Source organism: Pigmentiphaga sp. CHJ604 (assembly GCF_036972535.1).
Taxonomy (GTDB): Bacteria; Pseudomonadota; Gammaproteobacteria; order Burkholderiales; family Burkholderiaceae_B; genus Pigmentiphaga; species Pigmentiphaga daeguensis.
Window position 1 is genome coordinate 3,989,872 of the sequence record NZ_CP136998.1, and the last position, 18,905, is coordinate 4,008,776.

Annotated in this window: 24 protein-coding genes and 2 tRNA genes; 15 read left to right on the top strand and 11 right to left on the bottom strand. The window is 67.3% G+C overall.

What is annotated here, in order from left to right; all coding sequences use genetic code 11:
• Positions 1-73 precede the first annotated feature (73 nt).
• The 4 genes from R4823_RS19225 to R4823_RS19240 all read left to right on the top strand — a co-directional run bounded on the left by R4823_RS19225 (position 74) and on the right by R4823_RS19240 (position 4,952).
• Positions 74-1,075: an LLM class flavin-dependent oxidoreductase gene (locus R4823_RS19225; RefSeq protein WP_087839665.1), complete on the top strand. Its 1,002-nt coding sequence runs from the start codon at positions 74-76 to the stop codon at positions 1,073-1,075.
• 35 nt (positions 1,076-1,110) lie between these two features.
• On the top strand, positions 1,111-1,893 hold the full coding sequence (locus R4823_RS19230) for a 3-hydroxybutyrate dehydrogenase (RefSeq protein WP_087839666.1): 783 nt from the start codon (positions 1,111-1,113) through the stop codon (positions 1,891-1,893).
• Between the two features lie 204 nt (positions 1,894-2,097).
• Positions 2,098-3,267: a DUF3734 domain-containing protein gene (locus tag R4823_RS19235; RefSeq protein ID WP_087839667.1), complete on the top strand. Its 1,170-nt coding sequence runs from the start codon at positions 2,098-2,100 to the stop codon at positions 3,265-3,267.
• 5 nt (positions 3,268-3,272) lie between these two features.
• Entirely contained in the window at positions 3,273-4,952 is a 1,680-nt protein-coding gene (locus R4823_RS19240) for a Na/Pi cotransporter family protein (protein WP_087839668.1), read from the top strand.
• A gap of 3 nt (positions 4,953-4,955) precedes the next feature.
• Here the strand turns inward: R4823_RS19240 and R4823_RS19245 are convergent, their stop codons facing one another.
• The 4 genes from R4823_RS19245 to R4823_RS19260 are packed head-to-tail and all read right to left on the bottom strand — an operon-like array spanning position 4,956 to position 8,401.
• Complete coding sequence (locus R4823_RS19245; RefSeq protein ID WP_087839669.1) at positions 4,956-5,813, bottom strand: ZIP family metal transporter; 858 nt, start codon at positions 5,811-5,813, stop codon at positions 4,956-4,958.
• A 55-nt stretch (positions 5,814-5,868) separates the two neighbouring features.
• Entirely contained in the window at positions 5,869-6,495 is a 627-nt protein-coding gene (locus R4823_RS19250; RefSeq protein ID WP_254914622.1) for a PIN domain-containing protein, read from the bottom strand.
• Positions 6,492-7,367: a dienelactone hydrolase family protein gene (locus tag R4823_RS19255; RefSeq protein ID WP_087839671.1), complete on the bottom strand. Its 876-nt coding sequence runs from the start codon at positions 7,365-7,367 to the stop codon at positions 6,492-6,494. The genes R4823_RS19250 and R4823_RS19255 overlap by 4 nt, the downstream gene beginning before the upstream one ends.
• A 41-nt stretch (positions 7,368-7,408) precedes the next feature.
• On the bottom strand, positions 7,409-8,401 hold the full coding sequence (locus R4823_RS19260; protein WP_087839672.1) for a GGDEF domain-containing protein: 993 nt from the start codon (positions 8,399-8,401) through the stop codon (positions 7,409-7,411).
• A 78-nt stretch (positions 8,402-8,479) separates the two neighbouring features.
• Here R4823_RS19260 and R4823_RS19265 point away from each other — a divergent pair, with 78 nt between their 5' ends.
• The 3 genes from R4823_RS19265 to R4823_RS19275 all read left to right on the top strand — a co-directional run bounded on the left by R4823_RS19265 (position 8,480) and on the right by R4823_RS19275 (position 10,066).
• Complete coding sequence (locus tag R4823_RS19265) at positions 8,480-8,920, top strand: hypothetical protein (RefSeq protein WP_087839673.1); 441 nt, start codon at positions 8,480-8,482, stop codon at positions 8,918-8,920.
• Between the two features lie 64 nt (positions 8,921-8,984).
• On the top strand, positions 8,985-9,455 hold the full coding sequence (locus R4823_RS19270) for a hypothetical protein (RefSeq protein WP_087839674.1): 471 nt from the start codon (positions 8,985-8,987) through the stop codon (positions 9,453-9,455).
• 107 nt (positions 9,456-9,562) lie between these two features.
• A complete protein-coding gene (locus R4823_RS19275; protein WP_087839675.1) occupies positions 9,563-10,066 on the top strand; it encodes a DUF6496 domain-containing protein in 504 nt (167 codons plus the stop codon).
• 5 nt (positions 10,067-10,071) lie between these two features.
• Here the strand turns inward: R4823_RS19275 and R4823_RS19280 are convergent, their stop codons facing one another.
• Positions 10,072-10,386 carry a hypothetical protein gene (locus tag R4823_RS19280; RefSeq protein ID WP_132979339.1) on the bottom strand — a complete coding sequence of 105 codons (315 nt, stop codon included), beginning with the start codon at positions 10,384-10,386 and terminating at the stop codon, positions 10,072-10,074.
• Between the two features lie 197 nt (positions 10,387-10,583).
• On the opposite strand from R4823_RS19280, the gene R4823_RS19285 reads away from it, so the two are divergent.
• A complete protein-coding gene (locus R4823_RS19285; RefSeq protein ID WP_087839677.1) occupies positions 10,584-10,820 on the top strand; it encodes a hypothetical protein in 237 nt (78 codons plus the stop codon).
• Positions 10,821-10,845: 25 nt separating this feature from the next.
• On the opposite strand, the gene R4823_RS19290 is transcribed toward R4823_RS19285, so the two are convergent.
• Positions 10,846-11,337 (bottom strand): nicotinamide-nucleotide amidohydrolase family protein, encoded by a 492-nt coding sequence (locus R4823_RS19290; RefSeq protein WP_087839678.1) that lies wholly within the window; start codon positions 11,335-11,337, stop codon positions 10,846-10,848.
• Positions 11,338-11,579: 242 nt separating this feature from the next.
• Between R4823_RS19290 and R4823_RS19295 the strand changes: the two genes are divergently transcribed.
• Positions 11,580-11,834 carry a KGG domain-containing protein gene (locus R4823_RS19295; RefSeq protein WP_087839679.1) on the top strand — a complete coding sequence of 85 codons (255 nt, stop codon included), beginning with the start codon at positions 11,580-11,582 and terminating at the stop codon, positions 11,832-11,834.
• Positions 11,835-11,877: 43 nt separating this feature from the next.
• On the opposite strand, the gene R4823_RS19300 is transcribed toward R4823_RS19295, so the two are convergent.
• The gene (locus R4823_RS19300) at positions 11,878-12,309 is read right to left on the bottom strand and encodes a CBS domain-containing protein (protein ID WP_165963080.1); all 432 of its coding nucleotides are present in this window, start codon (positions 12,307-12,309) and stop codon (positions 11,878-11,880) included.
• 156 nt (positions 12,310-12,465) lie between these two features.
• On the opposite strand from R4823_RS19300, the gene R4823_RS19305 reads away from it, so the two are divergent.
• Both R4823_RS19305 and R4823_RS19310 read left to right on the top strand, forming a co-directional pair.
• Complete coding sequence (locus tag R4823_RS19305) at positions 12,466-12,753, top strand: hypothetical protein (RefSeq protein WP_087839681.1); 288 nt, start codon at positions 12,466-12,468, stop codon at positions 12,751-12,753.
• 87 nt (positions 12,754-12,840) lie between these two features.
• Positions 12,841-12,916: transfer RNA gene (locus R4823_RS19310), tRNA-His, on the top strand.
• Between the two features lie 183 nt (positions 12,917-13,099).
• Here R4823_RS19310 and R4823_RS19315 read toward each other — a convergent pair.
• On the bottom strand, positions 13,100-13,303 hold the full coding sequence (locus R4823_RS19315) for a cold-shock protein (RefSeq protein ID WP_087780849.1): 204 nt from the start codon (positions 13,301-13,303) through the stop codon (positions 13,100-13,102).
• A 612-nt stretch (positions 13,304-13,915) separates the two neighbouring features.
• Here R4823_RS19315 and R4823_RS19320 point away from each other — a divergent pair.
• Complete coding sequence (locus R4823_RS19320; RefSeq protein WP_087839682.1) at positions 13,916-14,161, top strand: hypothetical protein; 246 nt, start codon at positions 13,916-13,918, stop codon at positions 14,159-14,161.
• 103 nt (positions 14,162-14,264) lie between these two features.
• Here the strand turns inward: R4823_RS19320 and R4823_RS19325 are convergent, their stop codons facing one another.
• A complete protein-coding gene (locus R4823_RS19325; protein ID WP_087839683.1) occupies positions 14,265-14,525 on the bottom strand; it encodes a hypothetical protein in 261 nt (86 codons plus the stop codon).
• A gap of 201 nt (positions 14,526-14,726) precedes the next feature.
• Here R4823_RS19325 and R4823_RS19330 point away from each other — a divergent pair, with 201 nt between their 5' ends.
• Genes R4823_RS19330 through R4823_RS19340 form a run of 3 tightly spaced genes read left to right on the top strand, consistent with a single transcriptional unit; the run spans position 14,727 to position 18,239 of the window.
• Entirely contained in the window at positions 14,727-16,223 is a 1,497-nt protein-coding gene (locus R4823_RS19330; protein WP_243724432.1) for an alpha-amylase family glycosyl hydrolase, read from the top strand.
• The gene (locus R4823_RS19335; RefSeq protein ID WP_132979340.1) at positions 16,220-17,842 is read left to right on the top strand and encodes an alpha-amylase family protein; all 1,623 of its coding nucleotides are present in this window, start codon (positions 16,220-16,222) and stop codon (positions 17,840-17,842) included. Before R4823_RS19330 ends, R4823_RS19335 begins: the two co-directional genes overlap by 4 nt.
• A gap of 22 nt (positions 17,843-17,864) precedes the next feature.
• Positions 17,865-18,239 carry a sensory rhodopsin transducer gene (locus tag R4823_RS19340; RefSeq protein WP_087839686.1) on the top strand — a complete coding sequence of 125 codons (375 nt, stop codon included), beginning with the start codon at positions 17,865-17,867 and terminating at the stop codon, positions 18,237-18,239.
• 6 nt (positions 18,240-18,245) lie between these two features.
• Here the strand turns inward: R4823_RS19340 and R4823_RS19345 are convergent, their stop codons facing one another.
• Positions 18,246-18,725 (bottom strand): YetF domain-containing protein, encoded by a 480-nt coding sequence (locus R4823_RS19345; RefSeq protein ID WP_243724433.1) that lies wholly within the window; start codon positions 18,723-18,725, stop codon positions 18,246-18,248.
• A 78-nt stretch (positions 18,726-18,803) separates the two neighbouring features.
• Positions 18,804-18,880 (bottom strand) — tRNA-Arg (locus R4823_RS19350).
• Between the last annotated feature and the right edge of the window lie 25 nt (positions 18,881-18,905).

The window sequence follows — 18,905 nt, forward strand, 5'->3', positions numbered from 1 at the left end:
GCCGGCCATGCTGGGTTGCAGCAAAACGCCGTCGGGTTCACACTTGATGCGTTAACGGCCGTCCTCCCTTCCCATGTCCCTGAAGCTGTCCGTCCTCGACCTGAGCCCCATTCCCGCCGGCTACACGCCCACCGACGCCCTGTCCAACAGCGTGGACCTCGCGCGCCAGGCCGAGGCCGCGGGCTACCACCGCTACTGGCTGGCGGAACACCACAACACGGGCATGCTGGCGTGCTCCGCGCCGGAACTGCTGATCTGCCGGATCGCCGGCGCCACCACCCGGCTGCGCGTGGGATCGGGCGGCATCATGCTGCCCAATCACAGTCCGCTGAAGGTGGCCGAGACGTTCCGCGTGCTGGAGGCGATGTTCCCGGGCCGGATCGACCTGGGCCTGGGGCGCGCGCCGGGCACCGATCCGGTAACCGCCAGCGCGCTGCGCCGGGGCCACGCCGATGCCGATGAATTCCCGCAGCAACTGGCCGACCTGGTCGGCTACCTGAAGGACGTCATGCCGTCCGACCATCCCCATGCGCGGGTGCGCGCCACGCCGGTGGGGGTGCCGTGCCCGCCCATCTGGATACTGGGCTCGAGCCTGTTCGGCGCGCGCGTGGCCGCCGCCAACGGCTTCGGCTTCGCCTACGCGCACCATATCGTCCCCGAGAACGCCCATGCGGCGATGCGGCTTTATCGCGAGGAATTCCGCGCCTCGCCGTTCGGCCACGAGCCGCGCGCCATCCTGGCGGTGTCGGCCGTCTGCGCGCCCACCGCCGACGAAGCCGAGCGCCTGGCCTCCACCGCCGACCTCAGCATGATGCGCACGCGCAGCGGCCGCACCCGCACCCCGCTGCCCAGCGTCGAGGAAGCGCTGGCCTACGTCTATCAGCCCGACGAAGAGGCGCTGCGCCAGTACAACCGCACCCGCATCCACATCGGCACGCCCGAGGCGCTGGCCGGCTCGATCGGCGCGCTGGCCCGTGCCACGCAGGCCGACGAGGTCATGATCAACTCCCAGATCCACAGCCACGAATACCGGGTCCGCAGCTACCAGTTGCTGGCCTCGGCGCTGATGGCCTGACCGCTTCCCACCCACGCGCATACCAAGGGATCAACATGCAGCTCCAAGGAAAAGTCGCTCTCGTCACCGGCGCCGCCAGCGGCATCGGCAAGGAAATCGCCGACACGCTGGCCGCCGCGGGCGCCGCCGTCGCCATCGCGGACATCAACCTGACGGCCGCCCAGGCGGTGGCCGACGAACTCAGGCTCAAGGGCTGCCAGGCGATGGCGGTGGACTTCGACGTGACCGACGAGGCGGCTGTCGAACGCGGCACCCAACAGGTGGTCGACACCTTCGGCAGCGTGGACATCCTCGTGTCCAACGCCGGCATCCAGGTCGTCAACCCCATCGACCAGTTCGCGTACGCCGACTGGAAGAAGGTCATGGCCATCCACGTCGACGGCGCCTTCCTGACCACCAAGGCGGCCCTCAAGCACATGTACCGCGACGATCGCGGCGGCATCGTCATCTACACGGGATCGGTGCATTCGCACGAAGCCTCGCCGCTGAAGTCGGCCTACGTCACCGCCAAGCACGGCCTGCTCGGCCTCGCCCGCGTGCTGGCCAAGGAAGGCGCCAAGCACAACGTGCGCTCGCACGTGGTCTGCCCCGGCTTCGTGCGCACGCCGCTGGTGGAAAAGCAGATTCCCGAGCAAGCCCGCGAGCTCGGCATCCCGGAAGAGGAAGTGGTCAAGAAGGTCATGCTGGGCAACACCGTGGACGGCGAGTTCACCACCCTGCAGGACGTCGCGCAAACCGTCCTGTTCCTGGCGACCTTCCCCACGGCCGCCTTCACCGGACAATCGTTCGTCGTCAGCCACGGCTGGTATATGCACTAGAGATGGGAGCCCCCCCTACGCGCTTACGCGCGCCCAGCATGGTGAGCCCCCAGCCGCTGCGTGGCAGCCCCCCGAGGGAGCCGGGGCCCGCCTTGGGACGGCCCGGCGCCGGCCCCCGTCGGGCGGCACTGGCGGACCGGCGGAGCCGGATCCGCGGTGCCCTGGGTCCGGAGACATCCGCTACGTGCGCCATGGGTGACTGAAATGACTCGTTCCATCCAATCGCGGCGCGGCGAACTCGGCTACGACACCGTCGCGCTCGTCCTGCAGGGCGGCGGCGCGCTGGGCTCCTACCAGGGCGGCGTCTATGAAGGCCTGGCCGAGGCCGGCCTGCATCCGGACTGGATAGCCGGCATTTCGATCGGCGCGATCAACGCCGCCATCATTGCCGGCAACGCGCCCGAGCGGCGGGTCGAACAATTGCAGCGGTTCTGGGACCACATCTGCCGTCCGCCGCTGCTGCCGCCCACGCCGGTGGACGCGTTGCGCGATGCGCTCGCCCATCTTCCCGGTCCGGCCGGCGCGGCGCTCAGCGCCTGGGAAGCCTGGCGCGCCGTCCTGGAAGGACAGAACGGCTTCTTCGTGCCGCGGCCGGTGCCGTCATGGCCCGCGCAGCACGACCCGGGCACCGCCAGCGTCTACGACAGCACGCCGCTCAAGCGCACGCTGGAAGAATTCGTCGATTTCGACCGGCTCAATCATGGCGGCACCCGCATATCGGTGGGCGCCGTCAACGTGCGGACCGGCAACTTCGCCTATTTCGACAACACCACCCGGGTGCTGACGGCCGACCACATCATGGCTTCGGCCGCCCTGCCCCCCGGATTCGCGCCGGTCGAGATCGACGGCGAATACTACTGGGACGGCGGCGTCGTCTCGAACACGCCGCTCTACCAGATCCTGCAATCGAGTCCGCGCCGCTATTCGCTGGTCTTCCAGGTCGACCTCTGGAGCGCGCACGGCCAGGTACCCGGCAACCTGAGCGAAGTGCCCATCCGCCAGAAGGACATCCAGTATTCCAGCCGCACGCGCCTGGTGACCGACTACATGCGCGAAGTGCAGGAATACCGCGGCCTGCTGCGCGAACTGCTCAAGCACGTGCCGGCCGGGCACGGCCGCGAGCCCTGGATGAAGCGGGCGCGCGAACTGGCCAGCGACCGACGCATCAACGTGCTGCACCTGATCTACCGCGGCGAGAAATGCGAAGCGCCGTACAAGGACTACCAGTTCGGCCGGCTGGGCATGGAAGAACGATGGACCGGAGGCCTGGCCGACATACGCCGTACACTTGAACATCCGTCCTGGCTCGAGGTACCCAGCGCCGAACATCCGTTCGTCACGCACGACGTGCACCGGCCCGCGGACGGCCGTTGAACGTCATGAACGCCTATCTCACGCTCTTCGACATCGCCGGTTTCGTCGCCCTGCTGCTGTGGGGCGTGCACATGGTGCAGACCGGCATCCAGCGGGCCTTCGGTCCGCGCCTGCGCACCACGCTGGGCGTGGCGCTGGGCAATCGCATATACGCCTTCTTCGCCGGACTTGGCGTGACGGCCATCCTGCAAAGCAGCACGGCCACCGGCCTGATCGTGGCGGGTTTCGCCGCCAACGGCCTGGTGGGCCTGGTGCCCGCGCTGGCCGCCATGCTGGGCGCCAACGTCGGCACCACCCTCATCGTGCAGGTGCTGTCGTTCGACATCTCCCGCATCGCTCCCATCCTGGTGCTGATAGGCGTGGCCATGTTCCGCCGCGGCAACGCCACGCACGTGCGCGACCTGGGACGGGTCTTCATCGGCCTGGGCCTGCTGCTGCTGTCCCTGCACCTGCTGCTTGCGCAGCTCGAACCCTATCGCGACCTGCCCGCCTTGCGCTCGGCCTTGAAGGCGCTGTCGGGCCAGCCCGGGATGGCGATCCTGCTGGCCGCCGTGCTGGCCTGGGCCGCGCACTCCAGCGTGGCCATCGTGGTGCTGGTCATGTCCTTCTCGGCCCAGCGGCTCCTGCCGGTGGACGTCGCCTTCGCGCTGGTGCTGGGCGCCAACCTGGGCACGGCCATCAACCCGCTGCTGGAAGGCTCCGCCAAGGACGACCCCCAGGCCCGCCGGCTGCCGCTGGGCAACCTGCTGAACCGCGTGGTGGGGGTGCTGATCGGCCTGGCCATGCTGCACCACATCCATCCCTGGATGACCCAGCTGGCGGGCGACAACGCGCGCGCCGTGGCCAACTTCCACACGGTCTTCAACCTGGCGCTGGCAGTCCTATTCCTGCCGCTGCTCACCCCTTACGCCGCGCTGCTGCGCCGGTGGCTGCCGTCCAACCCCGCCGCCGACCCGGGGCAGCCCCGGTACCTGGACGCCGCCGCGCGCGACCTGCCCGTGGTCGCGCTGGGCAACGCGGCGCGGGAAGCGCTGCGCATGGCGGACACCCTGCAGACCATGCTGCACCACTCGCGCCAGGCGCTTGCCACGGGCGATCGCAAGCGCATCGCCGAGGCGCGGCGCCTGGACGACGTGCTCGATCGCCTGAACGGCGCGATCAAGACCTACGTCGCGGGCCTGGACCCCGACGAACTGACGCGCGAAGACCGGCGCCGGGCCGACGAGATCCTGACCTTCATCATCAACCTGGAACATGCCGGCGACGTCGTGGACAAGAACCTGCTCAACGACATCAGCAAGCTGACCAAGCGGGGACTTGCCTTCTCGCCCGAGGGGCGGCGCGAGCTCGACGACATGCATGGACGATTGGAGGCGAACCTGCGCCTGGCCGCCTCGCTGTTCGTGACGGCCGACGCCCGCGCCGCGCGGCTGCTGGCCGCCGAGAAGGAGACCTTCCGCGGCATGGAAGGCCAGGCAACGCAAACCCATTTCGAACGCCTGCGCAGCGGCCGGATCGACACCACGGAAACCAGCGCCCTGCACCTGGACGTGCTGCGCGACCTGCGCCGCATCAACAGCCATCTCGTGGCATCGGCCGCCTATGCCGCGCCCGAGGTCCTGAGCGCGTCAGGCACCGGCCCCATTGCAACCGGCACCCCCGAGACCGCCGGCACGCCGGAATGAACCTCAGTGGGCGGACGGCGGGGGCGGAGAAACGGGATCGGCCGCGGTGACCGCCGGAGCGGCCTGCCCGTGCTCCGGCCCGTGGGCATGGCGGTGGAACACCGAGTTGACGGCATAGATCGCCAGTACGCCGGCCGCGATCAGCACGAATTGCGGCAGGCTCTCGCGCACTGTGGTGCGGCGCTGCATCTGCGGCATCAGGTCCGCCACCGCGATATATAGGAAACTGCTGGCCGCAAGCGTCAGCACGTAGGGGACCCATTGCCGGGAATCGGCCAGCAGGTAGTAGCCGACCAATCCGCCGGCGATGGCGGTCATGCTCGACAGCACGTTGAACAGCAAGGCTTTCTTGCGCGTGAAACCGGCGTTGACCAGCACGATGAAATCGCCCAGCTCCTGCGGAATCTCGTGCGCGGCGATGGTCAGCGTGGTCAGCACCCCCAGCATGGGATCGGCCAGGAAGGCGGCGGCGATGACGATGCCGTCGCAGAAATTGTGCAGCCCGTCGCCCACCAGCACGGCCATCCCGCCGCGTCCGGCCTCGTGGGCATCGTGCCCGGGAGGATGCCCGTGCCCGTCGTGCTCGTGGTGGTGGTTGTGGCGCAGCACCGCCAGCTTCTCGAGCATGAAGAAACCCAGCAACCCCGCCAGCAGCAGCGCGAACAGCACGCGCGTGTCGGCCTCGGAATCGAAAGCCTCGGGCAGCGTGTGGAGCAGCGCCACCGACAGCATGACGCCGACCGAAAAGCTGATCATCTGGTGAAGAAAGCGGGCGAAATACCGGAAGGCCAGCCAGCCGGCGACGACCACCGACAGGACTCCGCTCGCCAGGGTGGCGAGCAGGATGAAGGTTAGGGTCACGGGATGCTCGTGAAACTCAGTTGCAGAAACAGAAGTATACGTAACTTCCGGAGTTTTACGAATCGATGTCGTCAGCCAGCAGCCGCGCGGTGCGGAACAGGCGTTCGCGCCTCAGGATGGCGGCCGGAGACTCGTCCCGGCCCAAGGTCCGGGCATACTCCGGCAGGCGCCGCAGCGCGGCCGCCAAGGAAACCCTGTCCTGGTCCACCCAGGCCGCCAATTGCCGGTCCGGATCCCTGACGGACACATCCAGGCGGCGCAGTTCCGAGCGATTGAAATCCTTCAGGTTCCAGGTCAGCACGCACACCTCGGGGCGCACGAGCCGGGCGCTCCGGGCACGGCTCGCCAGCCCCGCCGCGACCACGTGCCGGTCTTTCGGATCGCTGTAGTGCAGGCCCACCTCGTAGGCCGAGACATCGCCGGCGTTCGCCTCGGGAAAGCGGCGCCCCATGGACGCCCATTCTTCTTCCAGCACCGCCGGCTCGACCTCCCAGATCCGGGCCGCGTTGCGCCGCCACTCCTGCCCGATGCGCTCGCTCCAGACCGGCCGGAACCAGCCGATCTGGGCCAGGTCCAGCAACAACGGCCGCAGGATGCTGGACATCAGCACGCAGGCATCCAGGACCAGCCACAGCGGCGGGTGGTCCGCGGCCGGCCCGGGTATCGGGGGAAACGCGTTCACAGATGCCGCGCGAACCAGTCCTGGGCCAGCCGCCATCCTTCCTTGGCATCGGCCTCGCGGTAACTTGGCCGGTAATCGGCGTGGAATCCGTGGGGCGCGTCGCGGAACAGCACGAAACTCGACTCGCGAGCGGCCGGACCGCCCTTGGCCAGGGCATCCTTCATGGCATTGATGGAAGTCGGCGGAATGCCCGCATCCTGGCCTCCATACAGGCCCAGCACCGGTGCCTTCACCTGCGCGGCGATGTCGACGGGATTGAGCGGCTGCAAGGCCGTGGGATCGCCGACGAGCTTTCCGTACCAGGCCACGCCGGCCTTCACCGCCGGATTGTGGGCGGCATACAGCCAGACGATGCGGCCGCCCCAGCAGAAACCGGTCACGCCCAGCCGCGTACGGCTGCCGCCATGCGTGGCGGCCCAGCGCGCGGTGGCGTCGAGATCGGCCAGGACCTGGTCGTCGGGCACCTTGCTGACCACTTCGGCGGACAACCTGGCGATCTCGGTGTACTTGGACGGATCGCCCTGGCGCGCGTACAGCTCGGGCGCGACCGCCAGGTAGCCGGCCTTGGCCCAGCGGCGGCAGACGTCGCGGATGTATTCATGCACACCGAAGATTTCCTGCACCACGAGCACCACCGGCGCATTCTTCTTGCCAGCCGGCGCCGCCCGGTAGGCGGGGATCTCGCCGCCGCGCACGGGAATCCTGACCTCGCCCGCGACCAGTCCGTCCGTGCCGGTGCGGATTGCCGTCTGCGCCATGACCGGCCCCGCGGCCAACGTGAAACCGCCGGCCAGCGTGGTGGTGAGGAAGCCGCGCCGGTTCAGGCTGAGCGGCGGCAGGAGACTGTCGAATTCGGTACCCGGGCTGTCCATGGAACCCTCCTTGGGGACACGGCGGTTGACGAAGAAACGATTCAGCCCGGCGGAGGTTCGACCGTGTTTCGGCCCCGTTCCTTGGCGCGCTCCAGTGCCGCCTGCGCCCTGGAAAACGTCGCCTCGAAATCCCCCTGTGCCCGGACCACGCCGGCCGACAGGGTGATCTGCGTGCCCAGGCTGCCCCGCAGCGCGAACTGGCGTCCGCCGACGTGCAGGCGCAGGCGTTCGCACATGGCGAGCGTTTCCGCCAGCGAAGCCGGAACCAGCACGGCGAAGCGGTCGCCGGCCACCCGCGCCAGCATGTCGAGCGAGGGCAGCAGATTCCTTGTCAGATCGGCCAACTGGCGCAGGATAGCATCGCCCGCGGCGCGGCCCAACGCCTGGTTCAGGCGGTCGAAACGGTCGATGTCGATCAGCGCCAGGCACAGGGGTTCGCCATCGCGCTCGGCGCGTGCCATCTCGGCGGGGTAGGCCGTGGCCATCCATCGACGGTTGTAGAGCCCGGTGACGGCATCGTGACTGGCCATGAAGTCGATGCCGGCAGAAGCCTCGCGCGGATCGTGGCGCAGATTGGCCGCCCGCAGCCGCGCGCTCAGCATGTCCAGCGCGTTCAGCGCGATGCGCGGCACCGTTTCCATCACCGCGCGCAGCCGCGTTGCCTCCAGCGCCACCAGCCGGGCGGGCCACTGCGCGGCCACGTACACGGTACCGCCTTCGGGACCGACCAGCGCATGCTCGCCCAGGCCGTCGCCGGGAACGAAGCGCGCCACCCGCTTCTGCAGGTCGGCGTCCAGGAAGGCGGCCAGTTGCCCTTCCACCAGCACATAGACATGGTGATTGGGCTCGCCCGGCTGCAACAGGATCGCGCCGTGGGCGAGGTGGGTGGCGAAGGCGAACTCCCGGACCCGGTCGCGCTGGTCCGGCGTGCAGCCGGCGAACAGCGGCGAGCGGGCCAGGGCATCCAGGTCCTCGGCGGTCAGGTCGCCGGGCGAGCCGTCTGGAGGAAGATGGGAGGGAATATGGCCGGTCATCCCCCGTTTATCGGCATCGAGGCGGGCAAATTGAGTTCGCCCTACAGTTCCGCCGGCCTGCGTCCGATAAGAGATTCCATGAGCCCGCGAACCTTCCTTTCCCGTCCTTTCGCCCCCCCGCCGACCCGCCGCGCGCTGCGCGCAGGATGCCGGCTGCTGGCCGCGTGGGTCCTGCTGGCGGCGGCCGGCTGCGACTACCTGGGCCTGCAGCCCGTCTCGCAGATCGAGGCCAGGAAGGACTCCGAGGGGCGCGCCATCGGCGGGGCCTGCCGCCAGGCCGGCCGCGCGCTGGAAGACTGCTACACGTTCAATCCGCACATGTCCAAGGCCGCGATCTTCACCGGCTGGAAGGAAATGAACGACTACATGCTGCAGAACAGTCTGACGGAAGTCCGCCCCGAGGTCGCGCCGGTGCTGCCCGCCGGCCGCGCCAGGGCCGACGCGGCACCGGCGGGCACTCCCATGGCCAGCCCGCCCGGCAAGCCGGCGGCACGCGCGACCGTTTACACTACGCCCTAAGGCCGTCCCGACGCGGACGAGCGCCTTCCGGGAAACGCCTCATTTCCCGTCCACAGGACATTTCATGTATCGCCGCTTGTCGCTTCTCGTCCTTGCGCTGGTCACCCTGCACGCCTGCTCCAAGTCCCCTCCGGACCCCCTGCCCTCCGCCGTGCCGTCGGCCACGGCCGACGGACCGCCTCGCTACGACGCCGAACTGGTCTACGTCGACTTCGCCGCCCGGGATCCGCGCGCCCTGGAAAAATACAGCAAGGGCCCCTTCATCGTGACGGGACGGCTGCAGAAGGTCCACATCGTCGGCACCGGCGAACTGCAACTCGATCTGAAGGCGGCCGACCCGGCCCATCCGGTGCGGGTCCTGCTGAAGTCCGACCCCGCCTGCGACGGCGGGCGCGACTGTCCGGAGCAGGTGGCGCTGGACACGCTGCCGCGCGGTTTCAAGGTCTACCTGGAATGCGAGCGGGCCACGCTGGAAAACGGCACGCCCACCGTGGCCGGATGCGTGTTGACGGGAGCGCCGGGCCGCATGGGCTAGGGCCTGTTCCCGCTAAAAGGAGGCTCGCACAGGCCGGGCATGGCCCCCAGGCGGGCTCCGTAGGCACGGGGGTTGCTGCCCGAAGGCTTTCCGCAAGGAGAGCCATCATGCCTGAACGCAAGACGATCGAGAAAGCGAAGCAGGACAAGCGCCAGGGCAAATCCGCATCGACCCAGGCCGGCGAATTCGTCAAGGAACAGATCCATCACGTGCGCGAAGGTCGGCACGGCGTGCGGTCGACCAAGCAGGCCATCGCCATCGGCCTGTCGGAAGCCCGCCGCTCCGGCGTGGACCTGCCCGCGCCCAAGCCCGGCCGCGCCAGCGCAAAGACCCGCGCCAAGGCCGAACAGGACGTGCGCAAGGGCGACGAAACGCCGCACAAGAAGTCGGCCACGCGCTCACGGGCGACCAAGACCGCGCTGAAACGGGAAGGCAAGTCGGGGGCGTCGAAGAGCGCCCTGGCCGCTCACGCCAAGACGGCAGCCAAGCGCCGCAGCGCGGCGGACAGGTCGGCCGCTGCCAAGAAAGCGGCACGCACCAAGGGCGCGGCCGGACGCTCGGCGGCCGCCAAGAAGGCCGCCCGCACCCGGGCGGCCAACCGGCATGCCTGAGCGGGTCAGTGCAGTCGCACCACCTTGCGGGAGATGACCTCGGCGCACTCGTCGCTGTCCGACGATTGGAACAGTCGATGGACGACAAACTCGGCACCGGGGTCGACCCCTAGGGCTTCGGCGGCGGCACGCCGCACTTCGGGGCTGGGGTTGCAGCAATAGACGCCGGCCTTTTCGGCCGCGGCCGCGGGTTCGGCGCCCAGGTTGGTCAGCCACTCGCGGTCTTCGTTGAGCGCACACCAACGCGGTTCGCCGGCCGGGTCAGTGGCCGCTACGACAAAACACACCAGCTTCTTACGATCAATCACCATTGTTGCCATGAATACGGCCCTCCAGCGTGCGCCCATCGTAGACCAACCGGGCCTCGATGTCAGCGCCACCATACTGGGATATCTACCTATCCCGAGGTTGGCGAAAACCCTTGTTGAAACACCCGGATCGGGGAACCGTTAACATGCCGGTTGGACTCGACCCGAGCCTTGCAAATTCCCCAGAACATGCCGCAAAAGGAGCCATCGTGACCGACCCTGAATTCATGAAGGGACAACTCACCGCCTTGCAGAACGTCGTAAGCATGCTGATTTCGGCCCATCCGAATGCCGAGCAGTTGCGCCAAGTGATGCAGGCCATCGCGCAACAGGTGGAACCCACACTGAACGAAGCGCACCCCTCGTTCAAGAAAGGCTGGCAGAACGTCATCGCCACGCTTTGCCAGACCGAGGAAACCGGATCCGATACGACCGGACAGCACTGACCGGCGCCACGGCGGCCGCGCCACCTCAGGTGCGCGCCGCGAGGTCCGCATAGTAGGGCAGGCGCTCCAGCGCGTGGCGGGCCGCCCGTTCCCGGACGGCGTTGCGCCCCCCCGGAAAACGGCGCGTTTCGCTGTACACCGCGATCTTCCCTTCCCCTCCCCGGAACACCCACGCGTAGCACTGGGTACCGGCGGCCACCCCATCGCCCCCGCCATCGGCCACGCCCGTGTTGGCGATCGCCACGTTGGCCCGGCTGCGCGCCAGCGCGCCCCTGCCCATGGCCCGCGCCACGTGCTCGCTGGTCAGGTTGTACGTCCGCAGGATACGTTCGGGCACCCCCAGGGCATGCCGCTTGGCATCGGGCGAATACACCACGAAGGCGCAATCGAGCAGCGCACCGGCCCCCTCCACGTCGGCCAGCATCGCGGCGATCAGCCCCGCCGTGCAGGATTCGGCCGTGGCAAGCAGCAGCTTGCGCTCACGCATCTCGCGCGCGATGTCTTCGATGGTCCGCATGCGGCTCTCCGGCATTCCGATGCCACGCTCCAGCACGTGGCGTACCCGGGCGCGCCCGTCACGCCGGCCCCGATGGCCGCATGCATAAAACTCCAGCGCCACATGTAAATCCTGCGAACCTGCGCCGTGCCTCCCCCGCCCCGGCCCGCCACGGGCCTCCTGCGCTGCCCCGCCAAGCTGGCACGAGGCTTGCGACCTCGCGGTCTCGTCAGCCGAACCATTCCCTAATCTTGGAGAACCTCATGCCTACGCTTACGAGCCCCAAGCGCCCTCGAGGCTTTGCCGCCATGGACCCACAGAAACAGCGGGCCATTTCCGCCGAAGGGGGACGCGCCGCCCACCAGTCTGGCAATGCGCACGAATTCAATTCGGAAGAAGCCCGAGCCGCGGGAGCCTTGAGCCACGCTCACAGGCGGCGCCGCGCGGCGGAAGCGCAGGCCCAGGCTCAAAGCCCTTCAAAGGAGGATGCGGTACAGACGAGCCCCGGAAGCTCGTGACTCCCCGCCCCGGCCGTCCGGCCGGGGCTTCCCCTGCTCGTTCCTAGCGAAACAACTCCCCCGTCGCACGCGCGGGCTCGGAGATTCCCGCCAGCGTATCGTCCGTCCCTCCCGCCCGCGTGGCCAGGTCCCCCAGCGAGACCACGCCCACCAGTTCGTTGTTCGATCCCAGGATAGGCAGGCGGCGTATCTGTTCATCCCGCATCTTGGCCTTGACCGTCTCGGCGTCCTCGTCCGCATAGCACCAGCTCACGTGCGGCGTCATGGCCTCCCTGACCCGTGTCGATACCGGCGCGCCGGCCGCGATGCAACGCACCGCGATGTCCCGGTCGGTCACGACGCCCACCAGGCGGCGGCCGTCGCATACGGGCACCGAGCCGATGTCCAGGTCGGCCATCAATTGCGCTGCGCGCTGGATGGGTTCATCGGCGGACAAAAAGGCGACGTCGCGGGTCATGATTTCTGCGATCTGCATGGTTGCTCTCCTGAAAAAAATGCCGCGGGTGCGGCGTACCCTGGGCGAGCAACCCCCGTTCCCATGACGGCCACGACGGCCCCTGCGCGGACCTCTTGATTTCGCCACGATTTTCAGCGGATACTGTACATACATACAGTAACGTGTGCGAGAACCATGTATACCGTCACCTTGCAAGACTACCCCCAACTGCCCGAGGAACTCCGGCTCCAGGCCGAACGCCGCTACGCCCGCACGCTGGAAAAGGCACTGGGCGGCATCGAAGGCCTCGCCGCCGCCTACAAGGCCTGGAGTTGGGCCGAGGAATCTGCGGACGACATCTCGGAAGAGGAACGCTCGCTGGCGCTGCGCTGGCAGCGCGCGGCCGTCAAGGCGGCCCAGGAAGGCTTCTCGGCCTTGGGCGAAACCGACTCCGCCTACTTCGAAGTCCGGCTGGAACGCTAGCGGCCTGGGCGATTCGCGTAATCGCCAGAAATTCGCTAGAATAGCGGTCTCGCTTGATCGGCCTCGATCAGCGCAGCGTTTCAAGTGGTGGCTGTAGCTCAGTTGGTAGAGTCCCGGATTGTGATTCCGGTTGTCGTGGGTTCGAGTCCCATCAGCCACCCCACCCGCATTCAGTACCAGCAGGTACCCCGCGCGCCAAGGCGCGGCATCGATCCCCAGGCCAGCGCCTTCGGGGATTTTTTATTGCCCGCGCGCCATGGTCCGTCAACCGCCGCGGCTTCGGCAGCATAAACAAAACGCCCCTGCATGGCAGGGGCGTTTCGTCTGGCTGGCCAGGGAAGACGGCTTACAGGACCCGGATCTTGGAAGCCTGGGGGCCCTTCGGACCCTGCACGGCCTCGAAGCTCACCTTCTGGTTTTCGTACAGCGTCTTGCGGCCTTCGGCCTGGATTTCCGAAAAGTGGGCGAACAAGTCCTTCCCCCCATCATCCGGCATGATGAACCCGTACCCCTTGTCGTCGTTGAACCATTTAACGATGCCTGTCGCCATGATGCATTTCCTTCTTTGAATATGTGCGTACCGCGATAATCACTTAACCGGAATCAAGAACGGGGGCGTGCCCAAATGGAAAGCCGACTTGCCGACCCAACCGAGTAGAACCCTAGCCTGACACCTCGAAAATGACTATGCGGGGCATCGTCGGCTTAGTCAACTCGTTTTCGTTTCCTTCGGATACAAGCATATTGCCGGGCATGTGGCGTTTATATGAATTTTTTCTTTGCCCATATATCCCTGCTTAAATGCGGGGATATACCCCTCTCGTGGCGGATTCCTAGGAATAGCGCGGCACATCGGCAACAAAGTGGACAAAATCAACTAAATTTGCCAGGGTTAACGCTTAGATTTCACGAAATCAATCCCCCAAACCTATCGTTTTCCCGAATGAGGTAAATACCTACAACAAAAATGGCGGCGTGCATTTGCGCACGAGAAAAAATTACAAGCGCAGCACCCAATAATTACATGCAAGCGCCTCTCCCATAATCCTTGCCGCGGACCTTCCAACGCGGAACAGGAATTGCGGTTAAACCGGGGCGGTGTATCGAACCCACCGCCGGCGGGCATTCCGCCACCCCGCATCCATAATCAAGGAGTAGGCCCATGAATCAGCAGAAGCAACCGTCCTCCGGCCAACAGACACAGGCCGGCCAGCGTAGCCAGAATCCGCAGCAAAGCCAGCAGCAGACGGGCAACCAGCAAGGACAGAAGGGGACGTCCTCGCCACACCCCGACATGCAGCAGGGCCAGCAGCGCGGACAGGGCCAGCAGCAGCAACAGCAACAACAGCAGCGGTCGCAGACCGGCCAGCAGCAAAAGCCCGGTCAGCAACAGAAATCCGGCCAATGAGAGGCAATACGATCAGACGAGGCGTCGTGGCCGGCCAGGGCCCAGCCCTGGCCGGCGCGTCCATGGAACGAGCCGGAAGAAGCCGCAGGCAGCGGCCGTGGCGCTACTTTCCTTTTTCGAGCTTGTCGATGTAGCGCCTGGCGGCCTTTTCGGCATATCGATGGGCTTCGAATTCGGTGCCGAACACCTGGTCGTCGCCCAGGTGCTGGTCGGGAGGAACGGGGTGGTATTGCGATCCCGGGTCCAGCGATATCGTGGCGACACCCTCGAACAGCGACGTCATGCCTTCCCGGGGATGATTGACCGCGCGCGCAACGGTACGGATGTAATAACCCTTGTAGTGCTCTCCTGCGCCTTCTGACATAGAAGTCTCCTGCAGACGGTACACCCATGAGGCAATGCCACGGCGGAGAAAGTTCAACCGCCGCCCGCCTAGGGTACCCACCTGCCTTCCGGATTTCCCTTGGGAATATCACTTGCTGGACCACTCGCCCCGACAAGGACAAGGCCGGCAAACCGCATGAATGGCACGCGCTCCGATGAAGCCTGGTGGAAAAATGCAGTCGTGTACCAGATATATCCCCGTTCGTTCGCCGATGCCAACGGCGACGGCGTGGGAGACATTCCCGGCATGCTTGCCCACCTGGACCACGTCCGCGACCTGGGCGCCGACGCGGTATGGGTGTCGCCGATATTCCGCTCGCCCATGGCGGATGCCGGCTACGACATCAGCGACTACTGCGACATCGATCCCTTGTTCGGCACGCTGGGCGATGCGCAGCGGCTGATCGACGAAGCCCACGCGCGGGGCCTGCGCCTGCTGCTCGATTTCGTGCCCAACCATACCTCCGACCAGCATCCCTGGTTTCTGGACTCCCGCTCGTCACGGGCCAGCCCGCGGCGCGACTGGTACATCTGGCGCGACGAACCGAACGACTGGCGGGCGGCGCTGGGCGCGGGCAGCGCCTGGACCTGGGACGAGAAAAGCGGCCAGTACTACCTGCATTTCTTCCTGCCCCAGCAGCCCGACCTGAATTGGCGCAATCCCGAAGTGGTGGAAGCCATGCACGGGGTGCTGCGCTTCTGGCTGGACCGCGGCGTCGATGGCTTTCGCATAGACGTGGCCCATTGCACCGGCAAGGATCCGACCTTCGCCGACCATCCACGCTGCCTGGCCGGCGAGCCGCTGGCGGATTTCAACGACCAGCCCTACAGCCACGAGGTGCTGCGCGGCATACGGCGGCTGGTGGACAGCTATCCCGGCGAGCGCATCCTGGTCGGCGAGGTGAACATCCGCTCGACCGCCAGCGTCGTCCAGTACTACGGTGCCGGGGACGAACTGCACATGTCGTTCAACTTCCCGCCGCTGGATGCGCCCTGGGATCCGGTCGTCTTCCGTACCTGCATCCGCGAGGTCGATGCCCTGCTGCGGCCGGCCGATGCCTGGCCGACCTGGGTGCTGTCCAACCATGACAACGTCCGCCATCGCAGCCGCTACGGCGGCTCGCTGCGCCGGGCGCGCGCGGCGGCGATTCTGCTGCTGTCGCTGCGCGGCACTCCATTCCTGTTCCAGGGCGAGGAACTTGGCCTGGAAGACGCCCTCGTCGATCCGCAGCGGCAGGTCGACCCGGGCGGCAGGGACGGCTGCCGCGCGCCCATCCCCTGGACGGCGGCGCCGCCCCATGGCTGGGAAGGCGCTCCTCCGTGGCTGCCCTTCCCGCCCGACCCCGCGTCGCACTCGGCGCAACGGCAATGGGCCGACCCCGGCTCCATTCTCCATCTTTACCGGCAGGCGCTGGCGGTGCGCAAGGCCAGCCCCGCACTGCGGCTGGGCGACTGGGAAGAAATCGACTCCCCGCCGGAGGTCCTGGCATTCCGGCGCCGCCGGGGCGACGACGTCCGCCTGGTCTGCGTGAACTTCGCCGCACAGCCGAGGCGCTTCCATCCCCCGGGGGACTGGCGCATCGCGCTGTGCAGCGACGGCCAGGCGCCGGGCTCGCGCTTTCGCGGGGAGTTGGCGGGCGAACACGCCGTGGTGCTGGAACCGGGAGCTGAGACATGATGCCGCTCTGGTATCGAAACGCCATCATCTACCAGGTCGATCCCAGCCTGTTCCGCGACGCCAACGGCGATGGCCGTGGCGACCTCGAAGGCATCTCGGAGCGGCTGGAGTACCTGCGCGGCCTGGGCGTGACCTGCCTGTGGCTGACCCCCTTCTATGCCTCGCCGTTCCGCGACGGCGGCTACGACGTCATCGACCATCTGGCGGTCGACCCGCGCTTCGGCGCGCTACCCGACTTCGTCGCCCTGATGGCCAAGGCCGAGGAGCTGGGACTGCGCGTGATCATCGACCTGGTGGTGCACCACACGTCCGACCGCCACCCCTGGTTCCAGGCTGCCCGCCGGGACCGGACGTCGCGCTATCGCGGCTACTACGTCTGGGCCGATACCCCCGAGCCCACCGAAGAGAAACCCATCTTCCCCACCGTCGAGGACAGCGTCTGGACCTGGGACGAACAGGCGGGCCAGTACTACAAGCACATCTTCTATTCGCACGAACCGGACCTCGACCTCGGCAATCCCGACGTGCGGCACGAAGTCGAGCGGATCATGGATTTCTGGCTGCGGCTTGGCGTCTCGGGCTTCCGCGTGGACGCCGCCTCGCACATGATAGACAGCGCCCGCTCGCCCGACCCCGCCGACGACGGCTTCTGGCTGCTGGACGACATGCGCCGCTTCGTCTCCCGGCGGCGGGCCGATGCCGTGCTGCTGGGAGAAGTGGACGTGCCTCCCCGGCAGTACGTCGACTACTTCGGCCGGGGCGACCGGCTGACGCTGGTGCTCAATTTCTGGCTCAACAATTACCTCTACCTGGCACTGGCGCGCGGGAAGGCCGAGCCGCTGGTGCGAGCCCTGGCCGGACAGCCCGTCCCGCCCGAAGGCGCGCAATACGCGCTCTGGCTGCGCAATCACGATGAACTGGACCTGGAACGCCTGAGCGAGGACGAACGGCGGGAAGTCATGGACTGCTTCGCCCCCGATCCCGACATGCGCATCTATCATCGCGGCATCCGGCGGCGGCTTCCCCCCATGCTGGGCGGCGACAAGCGGCGGCTGGCGCTGGTGCACGCGCTGCTGTTCTCGCTGCCGGGCACGCCCATCCTGCGCTATGGCGAGGAGATCGGCATGGGCGACGACCTGTCGCTGCCCGAGCGGCTGGCGGTGCGCACCGCCATGCAATGGTCGGACGAACCCGGTGCCGGCTTTTCCGCCGCGCGCCCCGAGCGGCTGGCGGTGCCGCTGATCGACTCGGGCCCCTACGGCTACCGGCACGTCAATGTCTACGCGCAATCGCTGGACGAGGACTCGCTGCTGACCCGTACCGGCAAGATGATCCGCGCCCGCCTGGGCATGCGGGAAATAGGCGCCGGCCACTGCCGCCCTGCCTCCATCGAATGTCCCCAGGTGCTGGCGCTGCGGCACGAACTCGACGGCGTGGCGGTCCTGACGCTGGCCAACCTCGGGCCGGAGGAGGTGCAGTTCACCCTGCACGACGCCGACTGCCAGCACATGACGGACGTCATGGCCGACGGCCCCTACGACGCCCCATCGGGCCACCCGGTACGGTTGCGACTGCGAGGCTACGGATATCGCTGGCTGCGGCCGCGCGTTTCGCTGTAATCCCCGTTTCGGAGACCTGCACATGCAAGCCCTGGGCAAACGCCGCTGGATCATCGCCGAAGGCTACCTGCCGCCCTCCGGGGACGACCGCACTCGCCAGACCGCCAGCCATGAAACCGCCTGCATCCTGAACACGGGCGACGCTCCCGCCCAGGTGCGCCTGACGGTGTATTTTTCGGACCGCGAGCCTGCCGGCCCCTACCGCGTCCTCGTGCCTGCGCGGCGCACGCTGCATCTTCGGTTCAACGACCTGCGCGACCCCGAACCGATACCGCTGGACACCGACTACGCCAGCGTCATCGAATCGGACGTGCCCATCGTGGTGCAGCACACCCGCCTGGATTCCCGCCAGGCCGCCCTCGCCCTGATGACGACGATGGCCTACGGCGCGGACTGACGCCCGTCATTTCCGCTTGATGACACTGACGTTGCCGTCGGCCTCCAGATACAGGGCCTTCACGTCGTCGATCGATTCGATGCCCTGCTGCCGGTACTTCGCCTCGAGCTCCTCGTCGGTGATCGACTGCCGCCGCATGTTGTCGCGCAGCTTCCTGCCGTTGCGTATCAGCATGACCTTCTCCGGATCGACGAACCGGCGCACCGGCGGAAAATGGAACGCCAGGCGGTCCAGGGCCATGTTCCAGGCGACCAGCGTGATCACGAGCAGCGCCGCGTCGGTCACGCTCTTGCCGTCGCCGGCCATGCCGTTCTGCGCCGCGTCGGCCACGATCACGATCAGCAGGATGTCCGCGATGCCCATCGAACCGACGTCGCGGCGGACGACGAACCGGAACAACAGGAACAACAGCCAATACATGACCGTGCCGCGGACCAGGGTCTCGAGCGGTGGAATGGAAAAGGCGAAGATTCCAGGCCAGTCCAAGGCGCGTCTCCCGTAGTCGTGACGGGAAGCGGTTCGCAAGAAGCGGGCCTGACGGAGGGAACGGAAAGATGCGTGGATTGGCGCGGCGGACAGGAATCGAACCCGTAACCCCAGGCTTAGAAGGCCTGTGCTCTATCCAATTGAGCTACCGCCGCCCCGGAGCGCGCAAGTTTACCACCA

Excerpts from the sequence above, each read along its gene's own strand:
- R4823_RS19225 (WP_087839665.1), top strand. The coding sequence starts at position 74 with ATGTCCCTGAAGCTGTCCGTCCTCGACCTGAGCCCCATTCCCGCCGGC.
- R4823_RS19230 (WP_087839666.1), top strand. The coding sequence starts at position 1,111 with ATGCAGCTCCAAGGAAAAGTCGCTCTCGTCACCGGCGCCGCCAGCGGC.
- R4823_RS19235 (WP_087839667.1), top strand. The coding sequence starts at position 2,098 with ATGACTCGTTCCATCCAATCGCGGCGCGGCGAACTCGGCTACGACACC.
- R4823_RS19240 (WP_087839668.1), top strand. The coding sequence starts at position 3,273 with ATGAACGCCTATCTCACGCTCTTCGACATCGCCGGTTTCGTCGCCCTG.
- R4823_RS19255 (WP_087839671.1), bottom strand. The coding sequence starts at position 7,367 with ATGGACAGCCCGGGTACCGAATTCGACAGTCTCCTGCCGCCGCTCAGC.
- R4823_RS19260 (WP_087839672.1), bottom strand. The coding sequence starts at position 8,401 with ATGACCGGCCATATTCCCTCCCATCTTCCTCCAGACGGCTCGCCCGGC.
- R4823_RS19265 (WP_087839673.1), top strand. The coding sequence starts at position 8,480 with ATGAGCCCGCGAACCTTCCTTTCCCGTCCTTTCGCCCCCCCGCCGACC.
- R4823_RS19270 (WP_087839674.1), top strand. The coding sequence starts at position 8,985 with ATGTATCGCCGCTTGTCGCTTCTCGTCCTTGCGCTGGTCACCCTGCAC.
- R4823_RS19275 (WP_087839675.1), top strand. The coding sequence starts at position 9,563 with ATGCCTGAACGCAAGACGATCGAGAAAGCGAAGCAGGACAAGCGCCAG.
- R4823_RS19280 (WP_132979339.1), bottom strand. The coding sequence starts at position 10,386 with ATGGCAACAATGGTGATTGATCGTAAGAAGCTGGTGTGTTTTGTCGTA.
- R4823_RS19290 (WP_087839678.1), bottom strand. The coding sequence starts at position 11,337 with ATGCGGACCATCGAAGACATCGCGCGCGAGATGCGTGAGCGCAAGCTG.
- R4823_RS19295 (WP_087839679.1), top strand. The coding sequence starts at position 11,580 with ATGCCTACGCTTACGAGCCCCAAGCGCCCTCGAGGCTTTGCCGCCATG.
- R4823_RS19300 (WP_165963080.1), bottom strand. The coding sequence starts at position 12,309 with ATGCAGATCGCAGAAATCATGACCCGCGACGTCGCCTTTTTGTCCGCC.
- R4823_RS19305 (WP_087839681.1), top strand. The coding sequence starts at position 12,466 with ATGTATACCGTCACCTTGCAAGACTACCCCCAACTGCCCGAGGAACTC.
- R4823_RS19315 (WP_087780849.1), bottom strand. The coding sequence starts at position 13,303 with ATGGCGACAGGCATCGTTAAATGGTTCAACGACGACAAGGGGTACGGG.
- R4823_RS19320 (WP_087839682.1), top strand. The coding sequence starts at position 13,916 with ATGAATCAGCAGAAGCAACCGTCCTCCGGCCAACAGACACAGGCCGGC.
- R4823_RS19325 (WP_087839683.1), bottom strand. The coding sequence starts at position 14,525 with ATGTCAGAAGGCGCAGGAGAGCACTACAAGGGTTATTACATCCGTACC.
- R4823_RS19335 (WP_132979340.1), top strand. The coding sequence starts at position 16,220 with ATGATGCCGCTCTGGTATCGAAACGCCATCATCTACCAGGTCGATCCC.
- R4823_RS19340 (WP_087839686.1), top strand. The coding sequence starts at position 17,865 with ATGCAAGCCCTGGGCAAACGCCGCTGGATCATCGCCGAAGGCTACCTG.